At 38.7% G+C, this 21,705-nt stretch carries 21 protein-coding genes; 4 read left to right on the plus strand and 17 right to left on the minus strand.

The window, feature by feature from the left end; genetic code table 11:
- Positions 1-175: 175 nt before the first annotated feature.
- Positions 176-574 carry a transcriptional regulator SpxA gene (gene spxA / locus HMPREF9706_RS04160; RefSeq protein WP_006908136.1) on the minus strand — a complete coding sequence of 133 codons (399 nt, stop codon included), beginning with the start codon at positions 572-574 and terminating at the stop codon, positions 176-178.
- Between the two features lie 297 nt (positions 575-871).
- On the opposite strand from spxA, the gene trpS reads away from it, so the two are divergent.
- Positions 872-1,861, plus strand: a complete 990-nt coding sequence (trpS, locus tag HMPREF9706_RS04165; RefSeq protein ID WP_006908137.1) for a tryptophan--tRNA ligase — start codon at positions 872-874, stop codon at positions 1,859-1,861.
- 129 nt (positions 1,862-1,990) lie between these two features.
- Here trpS and HMPREF9706_RS04170 read toward each other — a convergent pair whose 3' ends face one another.
- From HMPREF9706_RS04170 to HMPREF9706_RS04205, 8 genes are all read right to left on the minus strand, one after another.
- The gene (locus HMPREF9706_RS04170) at positions 1,991-2,431 is read right to left on the minus strand and encodes a Fur family transcriptional regulator (RefSeq protein WP_006908138.1); all 441 of its coding nucleotides are present in this window, start codon (positions 2,429-2,431) and stop codon (positions 1,991-1,993) included.
- Between the two features lie 131 nt (positions 2,432-2,562).
- The gene (gene gcvPB, locus HMPREF9706_RS04175) at positions 2,563-4,068 is read right to left on the minus strand and encodes an aminomethyl-transferring glycine dehydrogenase subunit GcvPB (protein WP_006908139.1); all 1,506 of its coding nucleotides are present in this window, start codon (positions 4,066-4,068) and stop codon (positions 2,563-2,565) included.
- Complete coding sequence (gene gcvPA, locus HMPREF9706_RS04180; RefSeq protein WP_006908140.1) at positions 4,068-5,417, minus strand: aminomethyl-transferring glycine dehydrogenase subunit GcvPA; 1,350 nt, start codon at positions 5,415-5,417, stop codon at positions 4,068-4,070. The genes gcvPB and gcvPA overlap by 1 nt, the downstream gene beginning before the upstream one ends.
- A gap of 102 nt (positions 5,418-5,519) precedes the next feature.
- Positions 5,520-5,879 carry a glycine cleavage system protein GcvH gene (gene gcvH, locus HMPREF9706_RS04185; RefSeq protein ID WP_006908141.1) on the minus strand — a complete coding sequence of 120 codons (360 nt, stop codon included), beginning with the start codon at positions 5,877-5,879 and terminating at the stop codon, positions 5,520-5,522.
- A 78-nt stretch (positions 5,880-5,957) separates the two neighbouring features.
- Positions 5,958-7,100 carry a glycine cleavage system aminomethyltransferase GcvT gene (gcvT, locus tag HMPREF9706_RS04190; protein ID WP_006908142.1) on the minus strand — a complete coding sequence of 381 codons (1,143 nt, stop codon included), beginning with the start codon at positions 7,098-7,100 and terminating at the stop codon, positions 5,958-5,960.
- Between the two features lie 18 nt (positions 7,101-7,118).
- Positions 7,119-7,742: a cyclodeaminase/cyclohydrolase family protein gene (locus tag HMPREF9706_RS04195; protein WP_006908143.1), complete on the minus strand. Its 624-nt coding sequence runs from the start codon at positions 7,740-7,742 to the stop codon at positions 7,119-7,121.
- Between the two features lie 11 nt (positions 7,743-7,753).
- A complete protein-coding gene (locus HMPREF9706_RS04200) occupies positions 7,754-8,608 on the minus strand; it encodes a bifunctional 5,10-methylenetetrahydrofolate dehydrogenase/5,10-methenyltetrahydrofolate cyclohydrolase (protein WP_006908144.1) in 855 nt (284 codons plus the stop codon).
- A 94-nt stretch (positions 8,609-8,702) separates the two neighbouring features.
- Positions 8,703-10,376, minus strand: coding sequence for a formate--tetrahydrofolate ligase (locus HMPREF9706_RS04205; protein WP_006908145.1), 1,674 nt, complete (start codon positions 10,374-10,376; stop codon positions 8,703-8,705).
- Positions 10,377-10,730: 354 nt separating this feature from the next.
- Between HMPREF9706_RS04205 and HMPREF9706_RS04210 the strand changes: the two genes are divergently transcribed.
- Positions 10,731-11,291 (plus strand): chromate transporter, encoded by a 561-nt coding sequence (locus HMPREF9706_RS04210; protein WP_006908146.1) that lies wholly within the window; start codon positions 10,731-10,733, stop codon positions 11,289-11,291.
- Entirely contained in the window at positions 11,288-11,857 is a 570-nt protein-coding gene (locus tag HMPREF9706_RS04215) for a chromate transporter (protein WP_006908147.1), read from the plus strand. Before HMPREF9706_RS04210 ends, HMPREF9706_RS04215 begins: the two co-directional genes overlap by 4 nt.
- A 179-nt stretch (positions 11,858-12,036) precedes the next feature.
- On the opposite strand, the gene HMPREF9706_RS04220 is transcribed toward HMPREF9706_RS04215, so the two are convergent.
- The 8 genes from HMPREF9706_RS04220 to galE all read right to left on the minus strand — a co-directional run bounded on the left by HMPREF9706_RS04220 (position 12,037) and on the right by galE (position 21,084).
- Positions 12,037-12,756 carry a M15 family metallopeptidase gene (locus HMPREF9706_RS04220; protein WP_231285836.1) on the minus strand — a complete coding sequence of 240 codons (720 nt, stop codon included), beginning with the start codon at positions 12,754-12,756 and terminating at the stop codon, positions 12,037-12,039.
- A gap of 116 nt (positions 12,757-12,872) precedes the next feature.
- Complete coding sequence (locus tag HMPREF9706_RS04225; protein WP_006908149.1) at positions 12,873-14,195, minus strand: nucleotide sugar dehydrogenase; 1,323 nt, start codon at positions 14,193-14,195, stop codon at positions 12,873-12,875.
- A gap of 57 nt (positions 14,196-14,252) precedes the next feature.
- A complete protein-coding gene (locus HMPREF9706_RS04230; protein WP_006908150.1) occupies positions 14,253-15,008 on the minus strand; it encodes a glycosyltransferase family 2 protein in 756 nt (251 codons plus the stop codon).
- A 16-nt stretch (positions 15,009-15,024) separates the two neighbouring features.
- Positions 15,025-16,089, minus strand: a complete 1,065-nt coding sequence (locus tag HMPREF9706_RS04235; protein ID WP_006908151.1) for a YveK family protein — start codon at positions 16,087-16,089, stop codon at positions 15,025-15,027.
- 11 nt (positions 16,090-16,100) lie between these two features.
- Complete coding sequence (locus HMPREF9706_RS04240) at positions 16,101-17,426, minus strand: O-antigen ligase family protein (protein ID WP_006908152.1); 1,326 nt, start codon at positions 17,424-17,426, stop codon at positions 16,101-16,103.
- An 11-nt stretch (positions 17,427-17,437) separates the two neighbouring features.
- The gene (locus tag HMPREF9706_RS04245) at positions 17,438-18,853 is read right to left on the minus strand and encodes a lipopolysaccharide biosynthesis protein (RefSeq protein ID WP_006908153.1); all 1,416 of its coding nucleotides are present in this window, start codon (positions 18,851-18,853) and stop codon (positions 17,438-17,440) included.
- A 6-nt stretch (positions 18,854-18,859) separates the two neighbouring features.
- Entirely contained in the window at positions 18,860-20,029 is a 1,170-nt protein-coding gene (locus HMPREF9706_RS04250; protein ID WP_040444588.1) for a glycosyltransferase, read from the minus strand.
- 32 nt (positions 20,030-20,061) lie between these two features.
- Positions 20,062-21,084, minus strand: coding sequence for a UDP-glucose 4-epimerase GalE (galE, locus tag HMPREF9706_RS04255; protein ID WP_006908155.1), 1,023 nt, complete (start codon positions 21,082-21,084; stop codon positions 20,062-20,064).
- A gap of 158 nt (positions 21,085-21,242) precedes the next feature.
- Between galE and HMPREF9706_RS04260 the strand changes: the two genes are divergently transcribed.
- Positions 21,243-21,698 (plus strand): flavodoxin, encoded by a 456-nt coding sequence (locus tag HMPREF9706_RS04260; RefSeq protein WP_006908156.1) that lies wholly within the window; start codon positions 21,243-21,245, stop codon positions 21,696-21,698.
- The last annotated feature ends 7 nt before the right edge of the window (positions 21,699-21,705 follow it).

Here is a 21,705-nt window from a genome sequence, read left to right on the forward strand (position 1 = left end):
AAATGTGTCACCTCCACTTACTTTCATTATACTATTATTTGAATCACTTACCAATAAAATCACTAAAGTGTTGTTATCATAGCAAAATTTAACCCTGTTTTCAAGCTCAGGCCTAATGAGTAAAAAAAACAAGCAACGACAGTCACTTGTTCTTCTACATATTATGGATGCATAATTATTCATTGACTAAGGCTCGTGCTCTTTCTAATTCACGTGCCCTAACTTCTCGCGGTAAAAACCGACGAATTTCGTCGTCATTATAACCAATTTGAAGACGTTTATCATCAATAATAATTGGGCGTCTAAGTAAGCCTGGGTTTTCTTGAATCAATGAATAAAATTGGTTCAAGGGAAGCTCAGAAATTTTGACATCTAAGTTTGAATAAGCCTTGGAACGAGTAGAAACAATATCTTCCGTCCCTTCCTCGGTCATTCTTAGAATATTCTTTAATTCATCACGAGTTATAGGTTCTGTAAAAATATTACGTTCTTCAAATGGAATACCGTGCTCTTCTAACCACGCACGGGCCTTTCTACATGACGTACAACTGGGAGTGACATACAATGTTACCATGGAATAACTTCCTTTCTTTTAATGAACATGTTTCGCTCACGAATTTCGGTCACGTATATATTTAAGTTGTTAAGTTAAACACAACGCTTCAGAAGACCAAAAATAAGATAACGATTCTAAATTAGTCTTCCTATGTCTAAATATTACAATAAAAATCATTAAATTACAATGATCATTTGATTTTAAGTGTAAATTTCATAGAATCTTCATGATCAAACGTTTTTTCTTTTAGCTATTCTACTAAAAATAGCTTATAATAAGATTATGATAAGAAGTATGTAAGAAAGAGGTATCCACATGAAAGAACGTATTTTTTCTGGGGTTCAACCTTCAGGAATTCCAACTCTGGGTAATTATATAGGCGCAATGAAATCTTTTGTAGATCTACAAGACCAATATGACGCCATTTACTGTGTTGTTAATCAACACGCCATTACCGTTAACCAAGATCCTGAAACACTTAGACAGCGGACCAAACAACTCGCTGCCTTATATCTTGCTATTGGTATTGATCCCCAAAAAGCTACCATTTTCGTCCAATCGGATGTCCCTGCTCATACTAAAGCCTCTTGGTTAGTTACTTGTCTAACTGGTCTAGGCGAATTGGAACGAATGACTCAATTTAAAGATAAAGCTCAAAAACAACAATCTGTAGGGGCCGGTCTTTTATGCTACCCAGCCTTGATGGTCAGTGATATTATTCTCTACCAAGCCAAATATGTGCCCGTTGGAGATGACCAACGACAACACTTGGAATTAACCCGTAACTTCGTCGATCGTTTTAACAATCGTTTTGGTGAAAACTGCTTGGTGAAGCCTGAAGGGGTCTATCCAAAAGCAGGCAGTCGCGTAATGAGTCTACAAGACCCTTCCTCAAAAATGTCTAAATCAGACAGTAATCCTAAAGGCTATATCTCACTGCTAGATGATCCTAAACAAATGATCAAAAAAATAAAATCAGCGGTGACTGATTCACTAGGTCAAGTAAAATATGACCCTGAAAACCAAGCAGGTCTGGCAAATCTGATGGCAATCTATTCAAGCTTAAGTGGTCAATCATTAGAGTCAATAGAAGCAAATTATCAAGGTAAAGGCTATGGACCTTTTAAACAGGATTTAGCTGATTTACTTGTAGCTACTTTACAGCCAATCCAAGAACGTTACCAAGCCCTTATGACCTCTGACGAACTCTTTGATATCCTCTCTCAAGGAGCCATAAAAGCCAATGAATTAGCCAATCAAACATTAGCAATCATGGAAGATAAAATGGGGATTGCTTACCGATAATTTTTTAGTAAACCTCGAAATTTGGAAAATCAACTTAATCTCTAAACAGAAAGGCCCTGTAGGATGAACTTCCTACAGGGCCTTTCTGATATAACTAATAGAGTATCTTCTTTGTCATACGCTACTTCATTAGTTCTTCTTACAATGATTACATCGACCATAAAAAGTCACTTCAACATCACTTATATCATAGTCGCTCGCCTTATTAGCTGCTTGAACCATCTGATCTATTTCATTTAAATATAAATCTTCAACATGACCACAATCCTTACAAATAACATGTGCATGTCTTCCATGATTAAAATCATACAATTTTGTTTGCCCTTGAACATTTAATTCTAGAACATAACCCGCATTCACAAAGGTATTTAAATTATTATACACTGTCGCTAAGCTCATCCGATCAAACTGAGGCTTTAGTGACTCATAAATTTGTTCAGCGCTCGGATGACTAGGATGCGTCATTAAATAAGCAAGGATAGCCCTTTTTTGGGGGGTAATTCTTTGATTAGAACTTCTTAAATCTTCTAGGATACGACTAACTCGTTCTTCGACAAGTTGATTGTTCATGCCCCAGTTCACCTCTTTCCGTTTTGATTATAGCACTAATCCCAAAAAAATTAAATACCTTTTAGGCTTTCCTAAACAAATAAATATCAGAGAAATAAAAAAACGCACCTCAAAAGGTGCGTTGATCATTACTACTCTTGTAATCCTTCAGGATTTGATTCATGATCTTCAAAACGATATTTTAAGACTGGCTTACGTGAAGCTCCTGCTTCATCAAGTCGACGAACAGGTGTATTATGAGGCGCTTCTTGAACCAATTCAGGTGTTTCTTCAGCTTCCTTAGCAATCTTCGTAAATACATCAATTACAAAGTCTAAATCACGCTTAGATTCAGTTTCAGTTGGTTCAACCATTAAACATTCGTGAACAATTAATGGGAAGTAAGTCGTTGGTGCGTGGACACCATAATCTAATAGACGCTTACCAACATCTTTAGCATTCACATTGTAGTCTTTCTTTTGACGAGTTAAATCGAAGACAAAGTCATTCTTGTTGAATTTATCATATTTGTCAAATGGGCAATCATACAAGTGGTTCAAGCTAGCTCTTAAGTAGTTTGCATTAAGAACTGCATCTTCTGAAGCACGACGCAATCCTTCTGCACCCATTGCACGGATATAAGTATAAGCACGTACATTGACACCAAAGTTACCGAAGAAGCCTTTCACACGACCATAAGATTGTTCTGGAGTAGCAAATTCGTATTTATCCCCATTTTTAACCACGTTTGGTCCAGGGATAAATGGAGCCAATTTTTCGTTAACACCAATTGGTCCAGAACCAGGTCCACCACCACCGTGAGGGCCAGTAAAGGTCTTATGTAGATTCAAGTGGCAAGCATCAAATCCCATAGCTCCAGGAGAGGTGATCCCCATAATGGCATTTAAGTTAGCACCGTCATAGTAAGCTAGTCCCCCAGCTTCATGAACAATGTCTACAATTTCTTTTGCATCTTTTTCGAACAATCCGGCTGTCGATGGGTTTGTAATCATGATACCCGCTGTATCAGGACCTACAGCTGCACGAACAGCTTCCACATCAATGATACCTTCCGGTGTAGAGGGTAACTCTACCGTTTCAAATCCAGCAACAATCGCTGTAGCAGGGTTTGTTCCGTGAGCAGAGTCAGGAATTAAAATAACACGACGTTGGTCTAATTCACCCTTAGCACGGAAGTAAGCTTTGAAAGTAAAGATTGCAGCTAACTCACCTTGTGCCCCTGCAGCAGGTTGTAAAGTTACAGCATCAAATTGTGTAATTTCCTTCAATGATTCTTGCAATTCATACATTAATTGCAAAGCACCTTGTGCAGTTTCTGGAGCTTGAGCTGGGTGAATATTAGCAAATCCATCCAAAGCAGCCATGTTTTCGTTAATTTTTGGATTGTATTTCATCGTACATGATCCCAATGGATATGGACCTGATTCAACCCCAAAGTTACGGTTAGATAATGCCGTATAGTGACGAACAATTTGAAGTTCAGAAACTTCTGGCAAACGAGCAGGCTCTTTACGACTATATTCACCTAACTCTGCACCAAGATCATAATTTTCAACATCAGATTTTGGTAAATCATAGCCTGTATGACCTTTTTGAGAAATTTCAAAAATTAATTTATCATAATTTTGTAAATTCATTATTTAGCCACCTCCACTAAGGCTTTAACAAACTCATCAATTTCAGACTTGCTGCGTTTTTCAGTGGCACATAATAAGTAAGCATGGTCTACTCCCATTGCTTTCGATGCATCAAATCCACCCATAAAGCCTTTTTCTAATAAGTCTTTATTTACTTGAGCAATATCTTTTGATAATTTGATGGTAAATTCATTAAAGAATGGTTTCTTATTCAACAATTCAAAACCATTGTCTTTCAATTGTTTTGCTAAATAATGTGCATTATTAATATTAGCTTGTGCTAACTCTTGAACGCCTTCTTTACCATAAGCAGTCATCGCAATCGCAGAAGCTAAAGCAAACAACGCTTGGTTAGATGAATAGTTTGAAGTAGCTTTTTCACGGCGGATGTGTTGTTCACGAGTTGATAAGGTCATTACGAAACCACGTTTGCCTTCAGCATCTACCGTTTCACCAACAATCCGAGAAGGAACCTTACGCATTAATTTATCTGTTACAGCAAAGTAACCACAGTGAGGTCCACCAAATGACATTGGGATACCAAATGGTTGCACATCGCCGACTACAATATCCGCACCGAATTTACCAGGTGCTTCTAATTTACCTAAGGCTAATGGATTAGCAGAAACAATAAGTAAAGTCTTGCTACCTTCAAGTAAAGCCTTGATCGCTTTAAGATCTTCAATGGATCCGAAGAAATTAGGATATTGAACAACCACTGCAGCAACATCTTTGTCTAGTTTAGCCTTTAAATCTTCTAAATCAGTCACTTCATTATCTAAAGCAACTTCATCCACGCTATAACCCTTACCGAAACCATAAGTTTGAACAGTCTCGATCGCTTGTGGGTGTAATGCTTTAGATACTAAAACGCGACTTGATTTTTTAACATGACCAAAAGCAAGGTTAGTTGCTTCTGCTACAGCGTTGTAGCCATCATAAAGACCACAGTTAGCTAAGTCCATTCCGGTTAACTCACTAATCATTGTTTGCCATTCAAACAAGGCTTGAAGTTCCCCTTGAGAAACTTCAGGTTGATAAGGCACATAAGCTGTCAAGAATTCTTGACGCATAATAATATGGTTAACAATAGATGGAACGTGGTGATCATAGACACCTGCTCCTAAGAAATAAGGAACTTGGCTTGCAGTCGTATTCTTAGCAGCCATTTTCCCTAATTCTTTAACAATCTCCATTTCAGAAAGAGGTTCAGGTAAGTTCATCTTGCCTTCACGAAGCACATTTTTTGGAATATCGCTGAAGATATCCATAATGTCTTTAACGCCAATCTTATCTAACATTGCTTGGCGGTCTTGGTCAGTATTTGGTAAATATCTAAAATTCGCCATAATTTGCTCCTTTTTGATTATATTCTCTTGAAATCGATCTCAAAATTCAGCTAAAGATAAGAGTGACTAGAAAGTCACTCTTATCAATAACTTATCTGAAAATTATTCAGCAGGTTCTTCAGCTAATAAAGCAGAAGTGTCAATATCTTCGCTAGTTTCGATTTCAAAGAACCAACCTTTACCGCGTGGGTCTTCGTTTACAAGTTCAGGTGCATCTTCTAATTCTTCATTGATTGCAACGATCTTTCCACCAAATGGAAGTGCAACTTCAGATACAGATTTTACAGATTCAACTGTAGCGATTTCTTCGTCTGCATCGAATTCATCGTCAACTTCTGGTAATTCAACGTGAACTACGTCACCTAATTGTTCTGCAGCAAAAGCAGTTAAACCAACGCGAGCTTTGTTAGCTGCTAATACTTCGATATAATCGTGTTCTTCTGTGAAAAATACTTCTGACATTCTAAAAATCCCCTTTTCAAATTATTCTATAAGTTAATTCTAACAAATTTCTTGAGTAAATGAAAGTCTTTACAGAATTTATTTTGATTCGCTTAGCCAATCTTTCTTAGTTAGCTCTGCTTCAACCTCTTTACCACGAACTTCAATCACTACTTTATCGCCCACTTTATATGTTGCGTTTACACGAACAAATCCTAGAGGGTATCCTAACGTTGGTGATTTAGTTCCAGAAGTAACAACACCGATCACTTCGCCATCTGTATTACGAACTTCCATACCGTGGCGAGCAATTTGTTTGCCATCAATCTTGAATCCACGTGAAGCTTCTTTGTCAGCTGTTTCTTGAGCACGGTATTTAGCAATTGCTTCTTTACCAATATAGTCTGCTTCTTTAGCTTTTGGAACAGCAAAAGCAATTCCTCCAGCAATTGGGTTCACTGACTCATCAAAGTCGTTACCATATAATGGCAATCCAGCTTCTAAACGTAAAGTATCGCGAGCACCCAATGCACATTCAACAACGCCTAGATCTTGACCTTCTTTAACAAGTTGTTTCCAGATATCTACCATGTGTTCAGCTGGGATGTATAATTCGAATCCTGCTTCCCCAGTATAGCCTGTACGAGAAATTTGTACACGTTCATGGCCGCCTACTTTTTGATCTGCTTTATAGGCATAATATTCGATTTCTGAAAGGTTAGTATCGGTTAAACGAGATAACAATTCTTCAGCATTAGGTCCTTGAACAGCGATTAATCCCCAGTCATAAGTTTCATCCGTGATTTCTACTTGACCGTCTTGGTTATGATCATTCATCCATTTAACAATCTTTTCGCGGTTAGATCCGTTAGGAGTTGCCACAAATTCATCGTCATTCTTGCGGTAATAGATCATATCATCTAACATACCGCCATCTTCTTTACATACAGCTGTATATTGAGCTTTTCCATTGTAAGTTGCCTTATGAACATCATTAGTAATTAAACCATTCCACCAGTCATAAGCGTTCATCTTACCAGATTTAACACGAACTTCACCCATATGGGAAGCATCAAATAGACCAACAGCTTCACGAACTGCTTTATGTTCATCAGCGATCTTAGTGATTTGGATAGGCAATCCCCATCCACCAAAGTCTGTGATTTTGCATCCTTTTTCAATGTAATAGTCATACATTGGGGTTTTCTTTAATCCATCTTCCGTTAATTGTACTTGTGTCATAAAAAATGCTCCTATTCTTTATTTTAAAACGTCTTTAACTTGATCATAATAGCGATCAATTTGATCGGATAAAGCGGGTATCTTTTCATCAGCCAAAGCAATATACTCTGCCTTAATGGCTTCATCTGTAATTGAGCTACCATTTATATAGAGATTCAGCCGTGAAGAATGAAGGGCCGACCGTAACAACTGTAAGCCTACGCCCACATCTGAGATAATCATCTTTTTAATCAAAGGTAAAATGGCGTCAAAATCTTTCAGAACCTTTTCAGTTTCTTTGATTAAATCTAGTGGAGGCTGCGAAGCAATGATTAATCCCTCTTGAATGGCTGCTTGTCTAGCTTCCTTTTCACTATCTGTTTCACGAGGCATACCATAAGCTCTCGAAAGGGGTTCGAATTCACTCGCATCACGATCAATGATTTCTAAAAACTTCAATTTGATCGATTCAAACTCTTCAATTCGATCCAACAAATATTGATGCTCTGCTTCAGACATTTTCTTAGTTTTAGAAAAGATCATGGCCATTAAAATAGCGCCGATCCCCATTGAAGCTGAAACACCAGCAGCTGCCCCACCACCTGGTGTTGGTTGATCAGAGGCAAGTTGGTTAACAAATTCTGTAATCTTTAATTCTTTCATGGTTTCAACCCTTAATCAACGTGATTTAATAACTTAGCACCCTTGACAACTTGAGAAGCTAAGACTGCTGTCGTTACAGAACCAACGCCTCCTGGTACAGGTGTAATTGCAGAAGCTTTTGGTTCCACTTCTTCAAAACGTACATCTCCTGTTGCCTTTCCGTCTTTAAAGCCATAGCCCACATCAATGACAGTGGCACCTTCTTTGATGTAATTTGCACCAACAAGTCCCAATGCACCTGTGGCAGAAACTAGAATATCTGCTAATGTAGAGTGGATCGTATTATCTTTAGTATAGACATGAGTATTTGAAACCGTCGCATTACGGTTAGATAACATGATTGCGAGTGGTTTACCTACTACTGGCGAAGACCCAACTACACAAACTTCTGCACCTTCTAATTCATAATCATAATAATCTAAGATTTCGATACAAGCCTGTGCAGTGGAAGGAGCCATTGCGGTTGGATCGTTATTAACCAATTTACCAAGGTTAACTGGATTCAAAGCGTCCACATCTTTGAATGGGTGCAAACGTTCAGCAACATCCGCACGTTCGATACCTTCTGGGAATGGTTGCATAATAATAACACCGGAGACCGATTTATCTTCATTTAACTCATCGATAATTTTAAGAACATCTTCGGTTGTCTTAGCACCTAATTCTGTCCGTGCTTCTGCTTCGATACCACATTTTTCCATCACCTTTAAGGCATTTTTTTCATACGCCATGGAAGATGGATTTTCATCAACACGTAAGACAACTAGCTTAGGAACAATCCCTTTCTCGCGTAATGCTTCAGCTTCCTTTTTGGTCTTTTCACGTAAAAATTTACCTACTTCTTTACCATCTAAAATTTTTGCCATAATTGCCTCCTTTTTTATTTAAAAAAACCGAACGAGCCATGTATACTCGCCCGGTTTTATGCTTTCAATCGGTTAACAATTAACTAATAAAAGACTAGAACAAACCGGTAATGTTACCTTTATCATCCACATCAATACGGTTTGAAGCAGGTTCTTTTGGTAAACCTGGCATCTTCATAATGTCACCTGTTAAAGCAACAATGAAGCCTGCACCGGCGGATACTGTTAAATCACGAATGGTAATTGAGAAGTCTTCTGGTGCACCTAGTGCTGTTTGATCATCTGAGAAGGAGTATTGTGTCTTAGCCATACAAATTGGTAAGTTTCCAAATCCTTGTTCAGTAAATTGTTTGATCTTCTTCTTAGCTGCTGGTGTGAATTCTACCCCTTTACCACGATAAATCTTAGTAACCAATGCTTCGATTTTTTCTTCGATGCTTGCATTCACATCATAAGCATACTTGAAGTTGCTTTCTTTATCCGCAGCTTCAACCACTGCTTCAGCTAATTCTTTCGCACCTTCACCACCATTAGCAAAGTGATCAGCTAGAACCACTTTCACGCCAACTTTTTCACATTCTTCTTCAAGAGCCTTAACTTCAGCTTCTGTGTCAGTTGGGAATTTATTAATTGCCACTACTGCAGGTAATCCAAAGACATTTTGAATATTATCAATGTGGCGTAATAAGTTAGGCATACCTTTACGAAGCGCTTCAACATTTTCACCATTGCCTAAGTCTTTCTTAGCCACACCACCATGCATCTTAAGTGCACGAATTGTTGCAACAATCACAACTGCGTTAGGTTTGATTTCTGCTTGACGGCAAACAATATCTAAGAACTTCTCAGCTCCTAAGTCCGCTCCGAATCCACCTTCTGTGATCGTATAATCAGCATAATTCATTGCTAATTTTGTAGCGATGATTGAATTACATCCGTGAGCAATGTTCGCGAATGGTCCACCGTGTACAAAGGCTGGTGTTCCTTCCAAGGTTTGAACAACATTAGGTTTGATAGCATCTTTAAGAAGAGCTGTCGTTGCACCTGCCGCTTTAATATCATTAACAGTTACAGGTGAATTGTCTTTACGTGTATATGCAACAATCATCTTACCTAATTTTTCTTTTAAATCTGCTAGGGAATTAGATAAGCAGAAAGCAGCCATAACTTCAGAAGCTACTGTAATATCAAATCCATCTTCACGAGGCACGCCATCGGCACGACGTCCTAAACCATCGACTACATTACGTAGTTGACGGTCATTCATGTCAACTACACGTCTCCAAACGACACGGTTAACATCGATGTCCAAAGCATTACCATGGTGAATATGGTTATCTAACAAAGCAGCAATTAAGTTAGTAGCCGCACTAATTGCATGGAAGTCACCAGTAAAGTGAAGGTTGATATCTTCCATTGGAACTACTTGAGCGTAGCCCCCACCAGCTGCTCCACCCTTGATTCCAAATACAGGGCCTAAAGATGGTTCACGCAAAGCAACTGCAACTTTTTTACCAATTTTAGATAAACCATCGGCTAAACCAATTGATGTAGTTGTTTTACCTTCACCAGCAGGTGTTGGTGTAATTGCTGTTACAAGAATTAACTTACCTAAATTCTTGTGATCCATATCTAACTTGGTAAAGTCTAACTTAGCTTTATTGGTACCATAAGGTTCCAAAATATCGCTTGGGATATCTAATTTTGCAACAATATCTTGGATAGGTTGCAAAGTGGCTTCTTGAGCGATTTCAATATCTGTCTTCATTAAATCTATTTCCCCCTTTAGATAAATCACATAGATTACCTATGCATCTCTATCATATCATAAATTTTAAAAAAGGGGTTTAATTTATATCATTTTTTTAAAATAAACCCTGGCATTTATTAGAATTCCTTCACAAACCACGTTTTCAACTGAAATAGTTTTCTTTCAATCTTGAAAACAATGCCTTATCAAAGAGATTGAATTTTTTTCACAAAGTTTTTCAAGCTGTTTTAATATAAATACATTTTTCTTTTAAACAAAAAAAGACTTAACTATCACTCAAATAATTATCAAGATTGGTAAAATACTTTGACTAACAGTATGCTTAACTTATAATAACTAAGAGGTGTCATTATGAAAAATTTTAAATTCTATTGGAAGCTATTTTATACAACTTTTCTTTTATCCGCCTTCACCTTTGGTGGAGGATATGTGATTGTTTCTTTAATGAAGAAGGATTTCGTAGATAATTATCATTGGTTTGAGGAAGAAGAAATGCTAGACTTAGTCTCCATTGCTCAATCTTCTCCTGGAGCAATCGCAGTCAATGCAGCTATCATTATCGGCTACCAACTAGCAGGCTGGCTAGGAATTAGCCTGACTGTATTAGCTACGGTTCTGCCCCCTTTCATGATTATTTCCATCATTTCTCACTTTTACCAAGCATTTATTCAGATTCAATGGATCCAAATTTTACTAACAGGTATGCAGGTAGGCGTTGCAGCAGTTATTTTATCCGTCGTCTATGAGATGATCAAAAACCTGCTCCAGCTAAATCAAAAGGGACTGATGATCCTTTTAATTGTTAGCTTTGTGAGTATCTTATTCTTCGACATGAGCATTGTAATGATTATATTCACAAGTATTCTCCTAGGTGTCATCTACTCTTATTTAAAGGGAGGTCGAACGATTTGATCTATTGGCAATTATTCTTAGCCTTCATCCAGATTGGTGCCTTATCCTTTGGTGGAGGCTATGCGGCACTTCCAATTATTGAAGACCTCGTTGTCAACCACCATGGCTGGATTAGTACTAATGAGTTCTCAAATCTAATCACCATTTCACAAATGACACCTGGACCTATCGCTATTAACGCTGCTACTTTCGTCGGTCAGCAACTCGGTGGCTTACCAGGTTCTATGGTAGCAACCTTAGGCTGCAGTCTTCCTTCAATTATCATCGTGACCATTCTTGCTAAAGTCTATGATCACTACAAACAATTAGAACTTATGCAAGACGTACTATTAATCCTTCGTCCAAGTGTCATCGCTATGATCGCTGCTTCAGGCGTCTCAATATTAATGAATAGTCTAGGAACTCCAGGACCCTTTCAATTATTGTCCATGAATTTTCCCTTATTGATTCTATTTATTCTAGCCCTCTTCTTATTAATAAAATACCGACTCAACCCTATTTTGGTTATGAGTATCAGCGGCCTTCTCTATCTGTTCGGTCACGTTTTATTAGCTTGCATTGAATAAATAAAGAATTCCTTTTAACGTCCATCTACTTTCTAAAGGGAAAATTATCTCATAAAAATAAAATGTCCCCAAAAATTGGTTTTTTAGTCCAATTTTTGGGGACATTTTTTAGCCTGCTTAACAGGATTATTTGAAATTATTTTAGCTAATCCTTAACACTATTCCTTTTATTTTAAACATTAGTGAAGATTTTTTAAGCCTTCTTTTTGCCGAGTAAAGTTATCCTCCAGACGATCAAGGTCCACTTGAGCTTGACGATCTTCAAGTAACACTCGGTATTCTTCAAGCGTCAAATCTTCTCGCATCATAAATTCCGCATGAATTTTTCCAACATAACGAAAATGCCAAGGTTCATAGGCGTAAGAAGTAATAGCGATCTTATCCTTAGGATAACGTAGAATAAAACCAAATTCTGCTGCATGACTGGCTAACCACTGGCCCGCTAAGGTATTACCATAATCAGGCACTAGATCGCCCCCTTGAGCTAACCATTCTTGATCAAGTAGATCAACGGCCAGTCCTGTCGAATGTTCCGAAGCTTGACTAGGGGCATAAAAAGAATTAACCCAAGCTCTAGCTTGCTGTTGGGTATACCCCTGCGATATATAACGGTCATAGGCTAACTGGCGATTTACGGCTTGGTTATCCGGCGATCGATAGGCAGAAATGACTTCAAATCGATATCCAGCTTCCTTCGCTTGATCCAACCAAGACTGCAGAGCACGGTAAGCCTCTCTATTCATTTTAGTCCCCCATGGCGTATCTACCAGGTCAAAATCAGCCCCTTTTGCTAATGCATGACTGGGATTAACTAAAACCAAAAAAGGGTCGCTTGGATCAGCTTCAACCGGAAGGCGGTCCTTGTAAGCTGCTCTTTCACTCGAAGAAAAATCAGCCAATGAAACTCCACTCCTTTGGGTTTGACCACTAATTCTCAAGGGACTACAAATGGTCACACAAAATAGGCAAAATCCTAGGGCCACCGTTGATCCCCAAGTTCCCTTCATCCAAGCCATTATAAACGCCAGAAGGCATAGCCCGCCTTCTTAAAATGATCGGCATCCAAGACCGACTTAACATCCAGGAGAACCCGTTCCTCATTTGGAAGACTCGATTTATAGAAAGCTTCAATTTGCTCATTGGTCAAGGAAGCAAATTCTTTATGTGCTACCGCAAAAATAAGTGCATCGCAATCAGTGACTTGATCCATACTTGCTAATTCAACCCCATACTCTCTTTGAGCTTCTTCAATATCTGCCCAGGGATCGACAATAATCGGGTCAACGCCAAATGATTTCAAATAGTCAATAATGTCTTTAACTTTAGAATTACGCGTATCAGGAGTATGTTCTTTAAAAGTTAAGCCGAGAATAGCCACTTTCGCTTTAGGAACGACCTTCCCCGCTTTAACCATTAGGTTGACCGCCTTATCACCAATGAATTCCCCCATCTGATCATTAATCTGACGGCCCGACAAAACAATCTGACTATGATAACCTAAATTCTCCGCTTCATATACGAAATAATAGGGATCCACTCCGATACAGTGGCCACCAACTAATCCCGGCATAAATCCAAGAGCATTCCATTTCGTATTCATAGCTTCAATGACATCTAAAGAATCAATTCCCATACGATCAAAAACCAAAGCCAGCTCATTCATAAAGGCAATATTTATATCTCGTTGACTATTTTCAACAACTTTGGCAGCTTCCGCTACCTTAATACTAGGTGCACGGTGAACGCCCGCTTCAATCACTAATTCATAGACTTTCGCAATAATATCAAGAGCCTCTTCGCTAGTCGCCGACACAATTTTTCGAATGGTCGTTAATGTATGTACCTTATCTCCCGGATTAATCCGCTCAGGTGAATAGCCCACCCAGAAGTCTTGACCATGCTTCAAACCAGAAGTCCGCTCTAGTTCCGCAATACAAATATCTTCGGTTACACCAGGATATACCGTTGATTCATAAGAAATAATACTTCCCTTTGCTAAATTTTCTCCAACAGTTCGAGTGGCAGAAATCACCGGATCCAAATCGGGTGTCTTATCTTGCCGTATCGGTGTTGGAACCGCCACAATGATAAAATTAGCTTCCTTCAACCGACTTGCATCCGCAGTAAAAACCAAATCCGAATCCTGAACGGCTTGATCACCGACTTCTAAAGTAGGATCAATTCCCTTTAAATATTGATCAATCTTATGTTGATTGTTATCATAACCAATCGTATCCACATGCTTAGCAAATTCAATCGCAATTGGCATTCCTACATAACCTAATCCAACGACAGCAAGTTTAGCCTGACGTTTTAATAAATCTTCATATAAGTTCATAATTTTCTCCTGTCTTTATAGCGTTAATCTTATTATACGATTCCAAAATAAAATAGGCTAGATCCTTCGTAAAATTGCATGAAGGACATATTGACAAAAATAGTAACAACAAGGTATAAGTGGAAGCTGTTCCAAATGACGATAGGTATGCCAGGTACGCTTTAAAGCTTGCCATTTATTCGAAGATATAGAGCCCTTAACTTGTCGATAATCATTCAACACTACATCTAAGCCATAAGCGGAAACCTTACGCGTTCTCATCAACATGAGCCAGGTGGCTGTATCCTGCCCCTTACGCACTAACGGCATTTGAAAATCTTTGATTATTTTTCGATCAAGCATAACTGTTGAACAGGCAATCGCCGTTTCCTTTAATAAACCGTGATAATCTAACTTTTTAGGAAGATCAACCCTTGATTTCATCGTTTGGCCTGACTCATCCATAAAAGAAAAATTAGTATAAGAAAAAGCATATTGATTCGAAATCATAAAATCTAACTGTCGCTCTAATTTGTCAAAGTGCCAACGATCATCCGAATCAATAAAAGCCAAATAACGGCCTTTGGCCCTTTGCAAACCCGTGTTTCGAGCAACGGCCGCCCCTTGATTTTGATCCAATTGAATCACCTTAATGCGAGCATCTTGCAAAGCCGCTTCTTGCAAGATCTTTAAAGAGTCATCTTGACTGCAATCATCTATCGCAAGAAGTTCCCAGTCAGGATAGCTTTGATTCCTGACAGACTCAATACTTTCCTGCAAAAAATCTTGGGCATTAAAAACTGGCATAACGATGGAAACTAATTGATTATCCATACCTTCATGTCACTCCTTATATAATCTGAATGATCTTCAAGCGTTTTGCAGATAAACGAGCCAAAGCCATCTGCTGTTTGAGCCATTCCTTCTCCGTAAGATTGGCATATATTAAGATCACCATCTCATCCAATATTTGTTCAGGTTGTGATTGGCTGAGATCATGATATAACTGAGCACTTTCAGGCAATACTTCACTGACCAGCTCCACGGTTTGTACCCCATTACTTGTTTGAGCAAGCACCCAGCGTTTTAATTGATGAGGGCTTTGAATTAAGCCTTGTAATACACCGGGAGATTGGTGACGATCATAAATATAATGCTGATCCATTAGATCCCAACTATACTCAAAAGCGTAAGCGATCTTTTTATTAAAGAAACGGCCGAGGAACAAAATAGCAAAGCTTGCCATTGCACCCAATATAAAACCTAATACGCCATAAACGATATTGCCCTTTGCATTCCTTGACTGATAAGGGGTCAAAGTCTTTTCAGTAGGAACTTCTTCCACTAGATCCGTCGCAATCATTTCGCCTTGAGCAGGCTCTTGGATAACCGTTACCTTATTCGTCCCTAAAAAGGGTAGGGATTCTTCCTCAACTAAGTCACAATAAGCTTTAGCAATCTTGAGGTTGTCTTCACTCTTATCTGCTACTAAAAAACGCAGGGTAATCACATTCGACGACTGATCACGTACTCCGGCAAGCCCTCCTCTAAATTCATTCGTCTTGAACATTTCAAGAGCTTTCTCATCTTCCAACCATTGAGCAAACTTTACGCCAGTTTGAGCTTCAACCTTTTTCACCATTTCAGGTGTGGAAAAATACTCATCAAAAATTGTAGCTGTCGTAAAAATAGATCCATCCTCCATAGTCACAATCATTTGAAAAGAGGCGGGTTCCTGTTGATAGACTTGACTCAAATGACGATAAGCCTCATCCGTCTCCCGATATAAAAAATGATGAATTGCATAACGCCCACCAATACTTATCAGTGAACAAACTAGGGCTCCCAACAAAATCCGCCATAAATTATTTAATGTAAAACGCCAAAATTCTTTAATGATAGTTACAATACTCATGATTTCCCTCCTTAATAAAGCTGTTGGCTCTTTCCAATATTAGCTAGGTTTAAGCTAGCCGCTGCCTCAAGTTGTACATCTTGATCAATAATTTTAACAAAGGCGATAATTAATGCAAAAAATACCCAATGCCATTCAATCAACATGTTATTCGCTGACGTGATTGATCCTAAGATAAAAACCAACAAGAAGCCCACCAAACAATACGCTACGTCCGCTTGGATTCGATGCTTTCTTAGTGAAGCAAAGAAGCTTAAACGCCGTGTTAAAGAAAAATAACCCCAGACATATAAGATAAAAGGTACGACCCCAGTCGACACCAAAATTTCAAGCCACCAATTATGCATATTGGTGATTTCATTAGTTGGCCAAAAGCCACTATTTTTAGCCCAAACCTCGATATTTCCTGCTCCAACACCAAAACCATAAGTTTGACCTAAAAATAATAAGCCGTTACGCCAGATGTTCATTCGCTTAGCGTCTCCCGATAAATGAGCGCTAGGCCCAGATAAGTAAATAATAGACGCCACTTTTTCTCTAATCTTGGGAACCAGGAGAAGCATCCCTATTGTAAGACCTACACCAAGCAATCCCTGTACAATTTGTCGCTTAGTAAAATCCCACTTCAATGAACGCATTGCCCACCATAGACTAAAAGCCAGCGTACAGATCAAAGACATGCGGGAATCTGTTCGATAGATCAAATAAGTCGCCAATAGATACATTAGTAAATAAATGATCCGTTGAATGAACCCTGATTTGATAAAGTACAAACAAGCACATACGACCAAATAAGCTAATAATAAAGTTGCATAATCATTCTGATTGGCAAAAATTGTAATGGGGATACGAGTCATTGGTTGCCTAGCAAAGGTCCGATATTTATCGAGTTTTGTTAGATCTGCTAATAAATAGGTATTCGTGATTATCTCAAAGTAGCCCCAAATAACCAGCGCCGTCATACTCCACCAAGCAGCTTGGAGAATCTGCTGCCACTTAGTCCAAGTGTCCACCCATAAATAAAAAGCTAAAACACTAAAAATACCCAGTGTCATCAAAAAAATAACCTGAAACCAATCCTTACCATCCACAGCCCAAAAACCAGACAATGCAGCTAGTAACCACCATATTAAATAAATTAATAAAACTCGACTAGCTATAGAACGGGGTAAAAACTTAATTGACGGGTTCTCTGTCCATACTTGTAAAATTAAAATAGGTACGACCCCTAAAGCTAATAATCGATAGAGGGTAATCTGAGCAAGTGGTGTTGGAATGGCTAAAATTTGTGATCCCATTAAAACACTGACCATCAGTAATGCACAATATAAAACCATTGGTCCCCTCCTTAATTAAAGTCCCAATCATCGCTATTTTTCCAGATTGAATAAGCGGTTCTTATGGTTGGCCATTGTACAAACAAGCATGCCACGGCTAAAAAGAAATAATAGATAAATCGTTCATTCGAATTGATAAAAGCATTAACTAAAGCTGCTAAAAACATCAGCAAAATAGCCAAGACATGTTTTCGTTGACTAAAATAAAAACCAGTCTGCTTAGAAAAATAGGTTCTAGCCATATAAAACATGATATAAGCTCCGCAAGACGCAAAGGCTGCGCCTAAAGCACCCAATGACGGCGTCAATAAAAAGTTGAGTCCGATACTTGGAATTAAAGCTAGAATTGAAACAAAAATATTAAAATAAGTTTTTCGAGAAAACACAATTCCTAAGGTGGTTGTTTCAGATAATGTATACATAATATGAGGAAAACACAGTAAACCTAAAATTGCTTGAGCGGGACGGTAATGAGCCCCTAGCAACAACATGATCACTGGTCTAAAAATTAAAATGGCAAAAAACATACCGGATAATAAAAGTAAAAGGGCATCTGAAATAAACTTAAAATGTTTAATCGATTTACCTTCTTCAAACCAGCGATAAGCCGTAGGCGTCCAAAATGTCGCAAAGGCAGTCTTTAGAATACCGATCACATTCACAATTCCCATGCCCGCAGTGTAAATCCCTAACTCTTGCTTAGTCGATAAAGAATTCAGTAAGACATTATCAACCATATTCAGAATCGAATTCAAGGACATTGCCAACATTAAGGGCAAACCAAATAATAAAAGCCTTTTTAGAAGGTCTTGATCCCATTCAAAGTAGGATATCTGCAACAAATCTTTATAACGATAGAACAAGATTAAATCACCGATCATCTGGCCCCCGATGATGCCATAGACAATCACACGAAAATCACGCAAGCCCATAAAAATAAAGACCAGTGATAGCACAAAAATCAATAACTTTAATAGAATTGAAAAAAAGGAGTACTCCTTAGCCTTCTCCTCCATCCGAATCGCTAAAAGAACAAAGCGCTCTAGTATGACGGATAGTAATAAAACACAAGAAAGACTGATCACATAGCCATAAGAATCACTAGAAAAAAGCCATTGCGCAATCGCCCCACGAAAAATAAACATTCCACCAGCAAGGATTAAAGCCAATAACAGCGGTATGCAAACCGCTGTTTGAAAAAGTTGTTTTTTATCGTTTGTTTGATGATACTCTCTGGCAAAAGCTTGATCCAATCCTAAGTATAAAATGTTTGGAACATAGAGCAACAAAGATCGAAATAGTCCCGATACCCCATATTGATCAGGCATCATCAACCGCGTCAAAATTGGAATCTGTATAATCGAAATCAAAGCTCCAATAACAGGTCCCAACGAGAAACCCAGTAGACGCTTTAAAAAATATTGCATAAGGATTTACCTCTCCTCTAAATAATATTCATTCAATTGGTGGTCAATCATTCTTCGATAAATCGCTACAGCCGCAGCGTTTGAAAAAGCGTGCGCTTCAATAGCTTCCTGACGATCACTCACAGAGGGACGTTTCTTTTGGCGACCAATTAATTGAACCAAAGCATCATACCACGCTCGAGGTCCCTGTGACAACTCACACTGTTGAATCAAGCCTAAGCCAAGGTCGGTCTCTAAAGTGACCGCATCCGAAATCAGTACAGGAATACCACTTGCTTGCGCTTCAACCACAATGGTCCCAAAGCCTTCTGCGATTGAAGGGAGTATAACTGCATCAAGCCCCGCTAAAAAGCCCGAAATGGGACTCAAGCGCCCCATAAACTGCACCATCGAGTCCAGCCCCATCTTCTCAACCCTTTGTTCAAGACTAGACTGGCTAGCTCCTTGACCAGCAATCAATAAATGAATTGGATGCTGACCTTCTTGGCTTTCCTTAACGATCTGCAAGCTAAACCGATGATTCTTAATTGGCTCTAGTCGCCCCACTTGACCGACTACCAGTGTCCCAGGTTCAAGTCCTTGATGCTGTGTTTGATAATGTGCTTGGATCGTCGTATCATCTAAGAAAAAATTTTGAGGATTAATAGAGTTAGGAATCACCACAAAAGGCACTTCGGCTTTTAAGCCAAATAAGGACTGAACCGCCTGGCTCGAGCACCCAACCGGGATCCGCGACAAGCTTCGATTAATATAAGGATCAATCCTTTGAATTAAACGATTTTTCAAACCTTTATCATTAGGATCAAATAAATAATGCGCATGAATATAAAAATCTTCCACTAAAATCGGCTTAGTTCGTTTAACAAGATAATAGTAGGCTAAAGCCCGATAGCCCGAGATATGACAATAAATTGCTTGATAAGCCCTAGCTTGCAACACATTTACAAAAGATTTCTTAAAGGCCTTCCAACCTTCGATCTTGGGATTCACCATATAATAAACGCGGCCACCACTGGCTTCAATCATCTTTTTAAAATATTCTGGCACTACATGATAGGTCACAACATCAAAAATAAGTCGCTGTGATTGAGCCTGGCTAGCTAGATTGGCGATAAAGGTCGAAATTCCCCCTCCAAAAGAGGACATAATATGGAGTATTCTTTTTTCTTGCATCATCTACCCCTCCTTTGAATGCATCAAATAAATCGTTATTTTTCTTGCAGATAACCCTTAGGATTCTTGTGTTGCCAATTCCAAGAGTCTCGACACATATCGACTAGGTCATACTGAGCTTGCCAGGCTAATTTTTCTTTAGCAAGACTAGGATCTGCATAGGAAGCCGCAATATCTCCTGGTCGAGGATCAACAATCGAATAAGGAATCTTGACCTGTGAAGCTTCTTCAAAGGCCTTCACCAAATCTAAGACAGAATAGCCCTTACCCGTTCCTAAATTATAAATCTTAACACCTTCCGATTTAAGATTATCCGCAACCGCTTTAACGTGCCCTAAAGCTAAATCTACCACGTGAATATAGTCTCGCACGCCAGTTCCATCTGGCGTTGGGTATTGATCGCCAAAAACCTTTAACTCTGGTAGCTTGCCGATTGCCACTTGGGTCAAGTAAGGCATAATATTATTTGGAATTCCTTGGGGCTCTTCACCAATTAATCCCGAAGGATGCGCTCCAATCGGATTGAAGTACCGTAAAAGCGTTACTGACCAAGTTGGATCTGCCACTACAAGGTCCTCCAATATATGTTCAATCACTACTTTAGAATAACCATATGGATTAGTAGCTGTAAAAGTTGGCATTGACTCTTTAAAAGGAACTGGATTCGATTCACCATAGACCGTGGCAGAAGACGAGAAAATAATATGCTTAACACCGACTTCTTGCATTACTTCTAATAAAGCGATGGTGCCACCCACATTATTATGGTAGTAGGCTAAAGGCTTAGCAACAGATTCGCCAACCGCCTTATAGGCCGCAAAATGAATGACTAAATCAATATCTTGTTCATTAAAAATTTGACGCATGGCTGTTTTATCTAGAATATCCGCTTCATAAAAACATAAATCTTGTCCAGTGATCGTTTTTAAACGGTTCAAAACTTCAGGCTTCGAATTATAAAAATTATCTACTAACACAACCTCTTGCCCTTCATTGAGCAATTCTACAACTGTATGAGAGCCAATATAACCCGTTGCTCCAGTTACCAATATAGCCATCTTGATTCTCCTTTTCCCACTTTTTATGTTTACTTATTATAACACATTTATAAAGCAGGCTGATATCGCAATCCGTCGATGTGATTAAAAGAATATTACATTAAGTATCTTTTTTGTTATAATACTTTTGAATGAGTTATCAAAAAAGGAGAGTACTTATGTCTAAAGCTTTAATTATTTTTACTAGTTTAACCGGAAACACTGAAGAAATGGCTGATATCATGGCTGATCGCCTTGAAAGTCACCAAATCCAAACTGACGTGCAAGAAGTCATGCAAGCAGAAGCGGAAGATTTTCTAAACTATGATGCCGTTTTAGTTGGTTCTTACACTTACGGCGTTGATGGAACACTTCCCGACGAAATGTTGGATTTCTATGATGATTTAGGTCAATTAGACCTAAGTGGGAAAGTCTTTGGTGTCTTTGGATCAGGCGATTCTTTCTACCCTGTCTTTTGTGGAGCGATCGATACTTTAGAAGAACAATTTTTAAAAACAGGCGCCACTCAAGGCGGCGTCTCTTGCAAGATTGAGCTCAATGCTGAAACTGAAGACATCATCAAATTACACGCCCTAGCTGACGGCATTGCGGAAAAGCTAACCCAAAACGAATAGACATAGC

Origin of the sequence: Facklamia hominis CCUG 36813 (genome assembly GCF_000301035.1) — a bacterium.
GTDB classification, from domain to species: Bacteria; Bacillota; Bacilli; order Lactobacillales; family Aerococcaceae; genus Facklamia; species Facklamia hominis.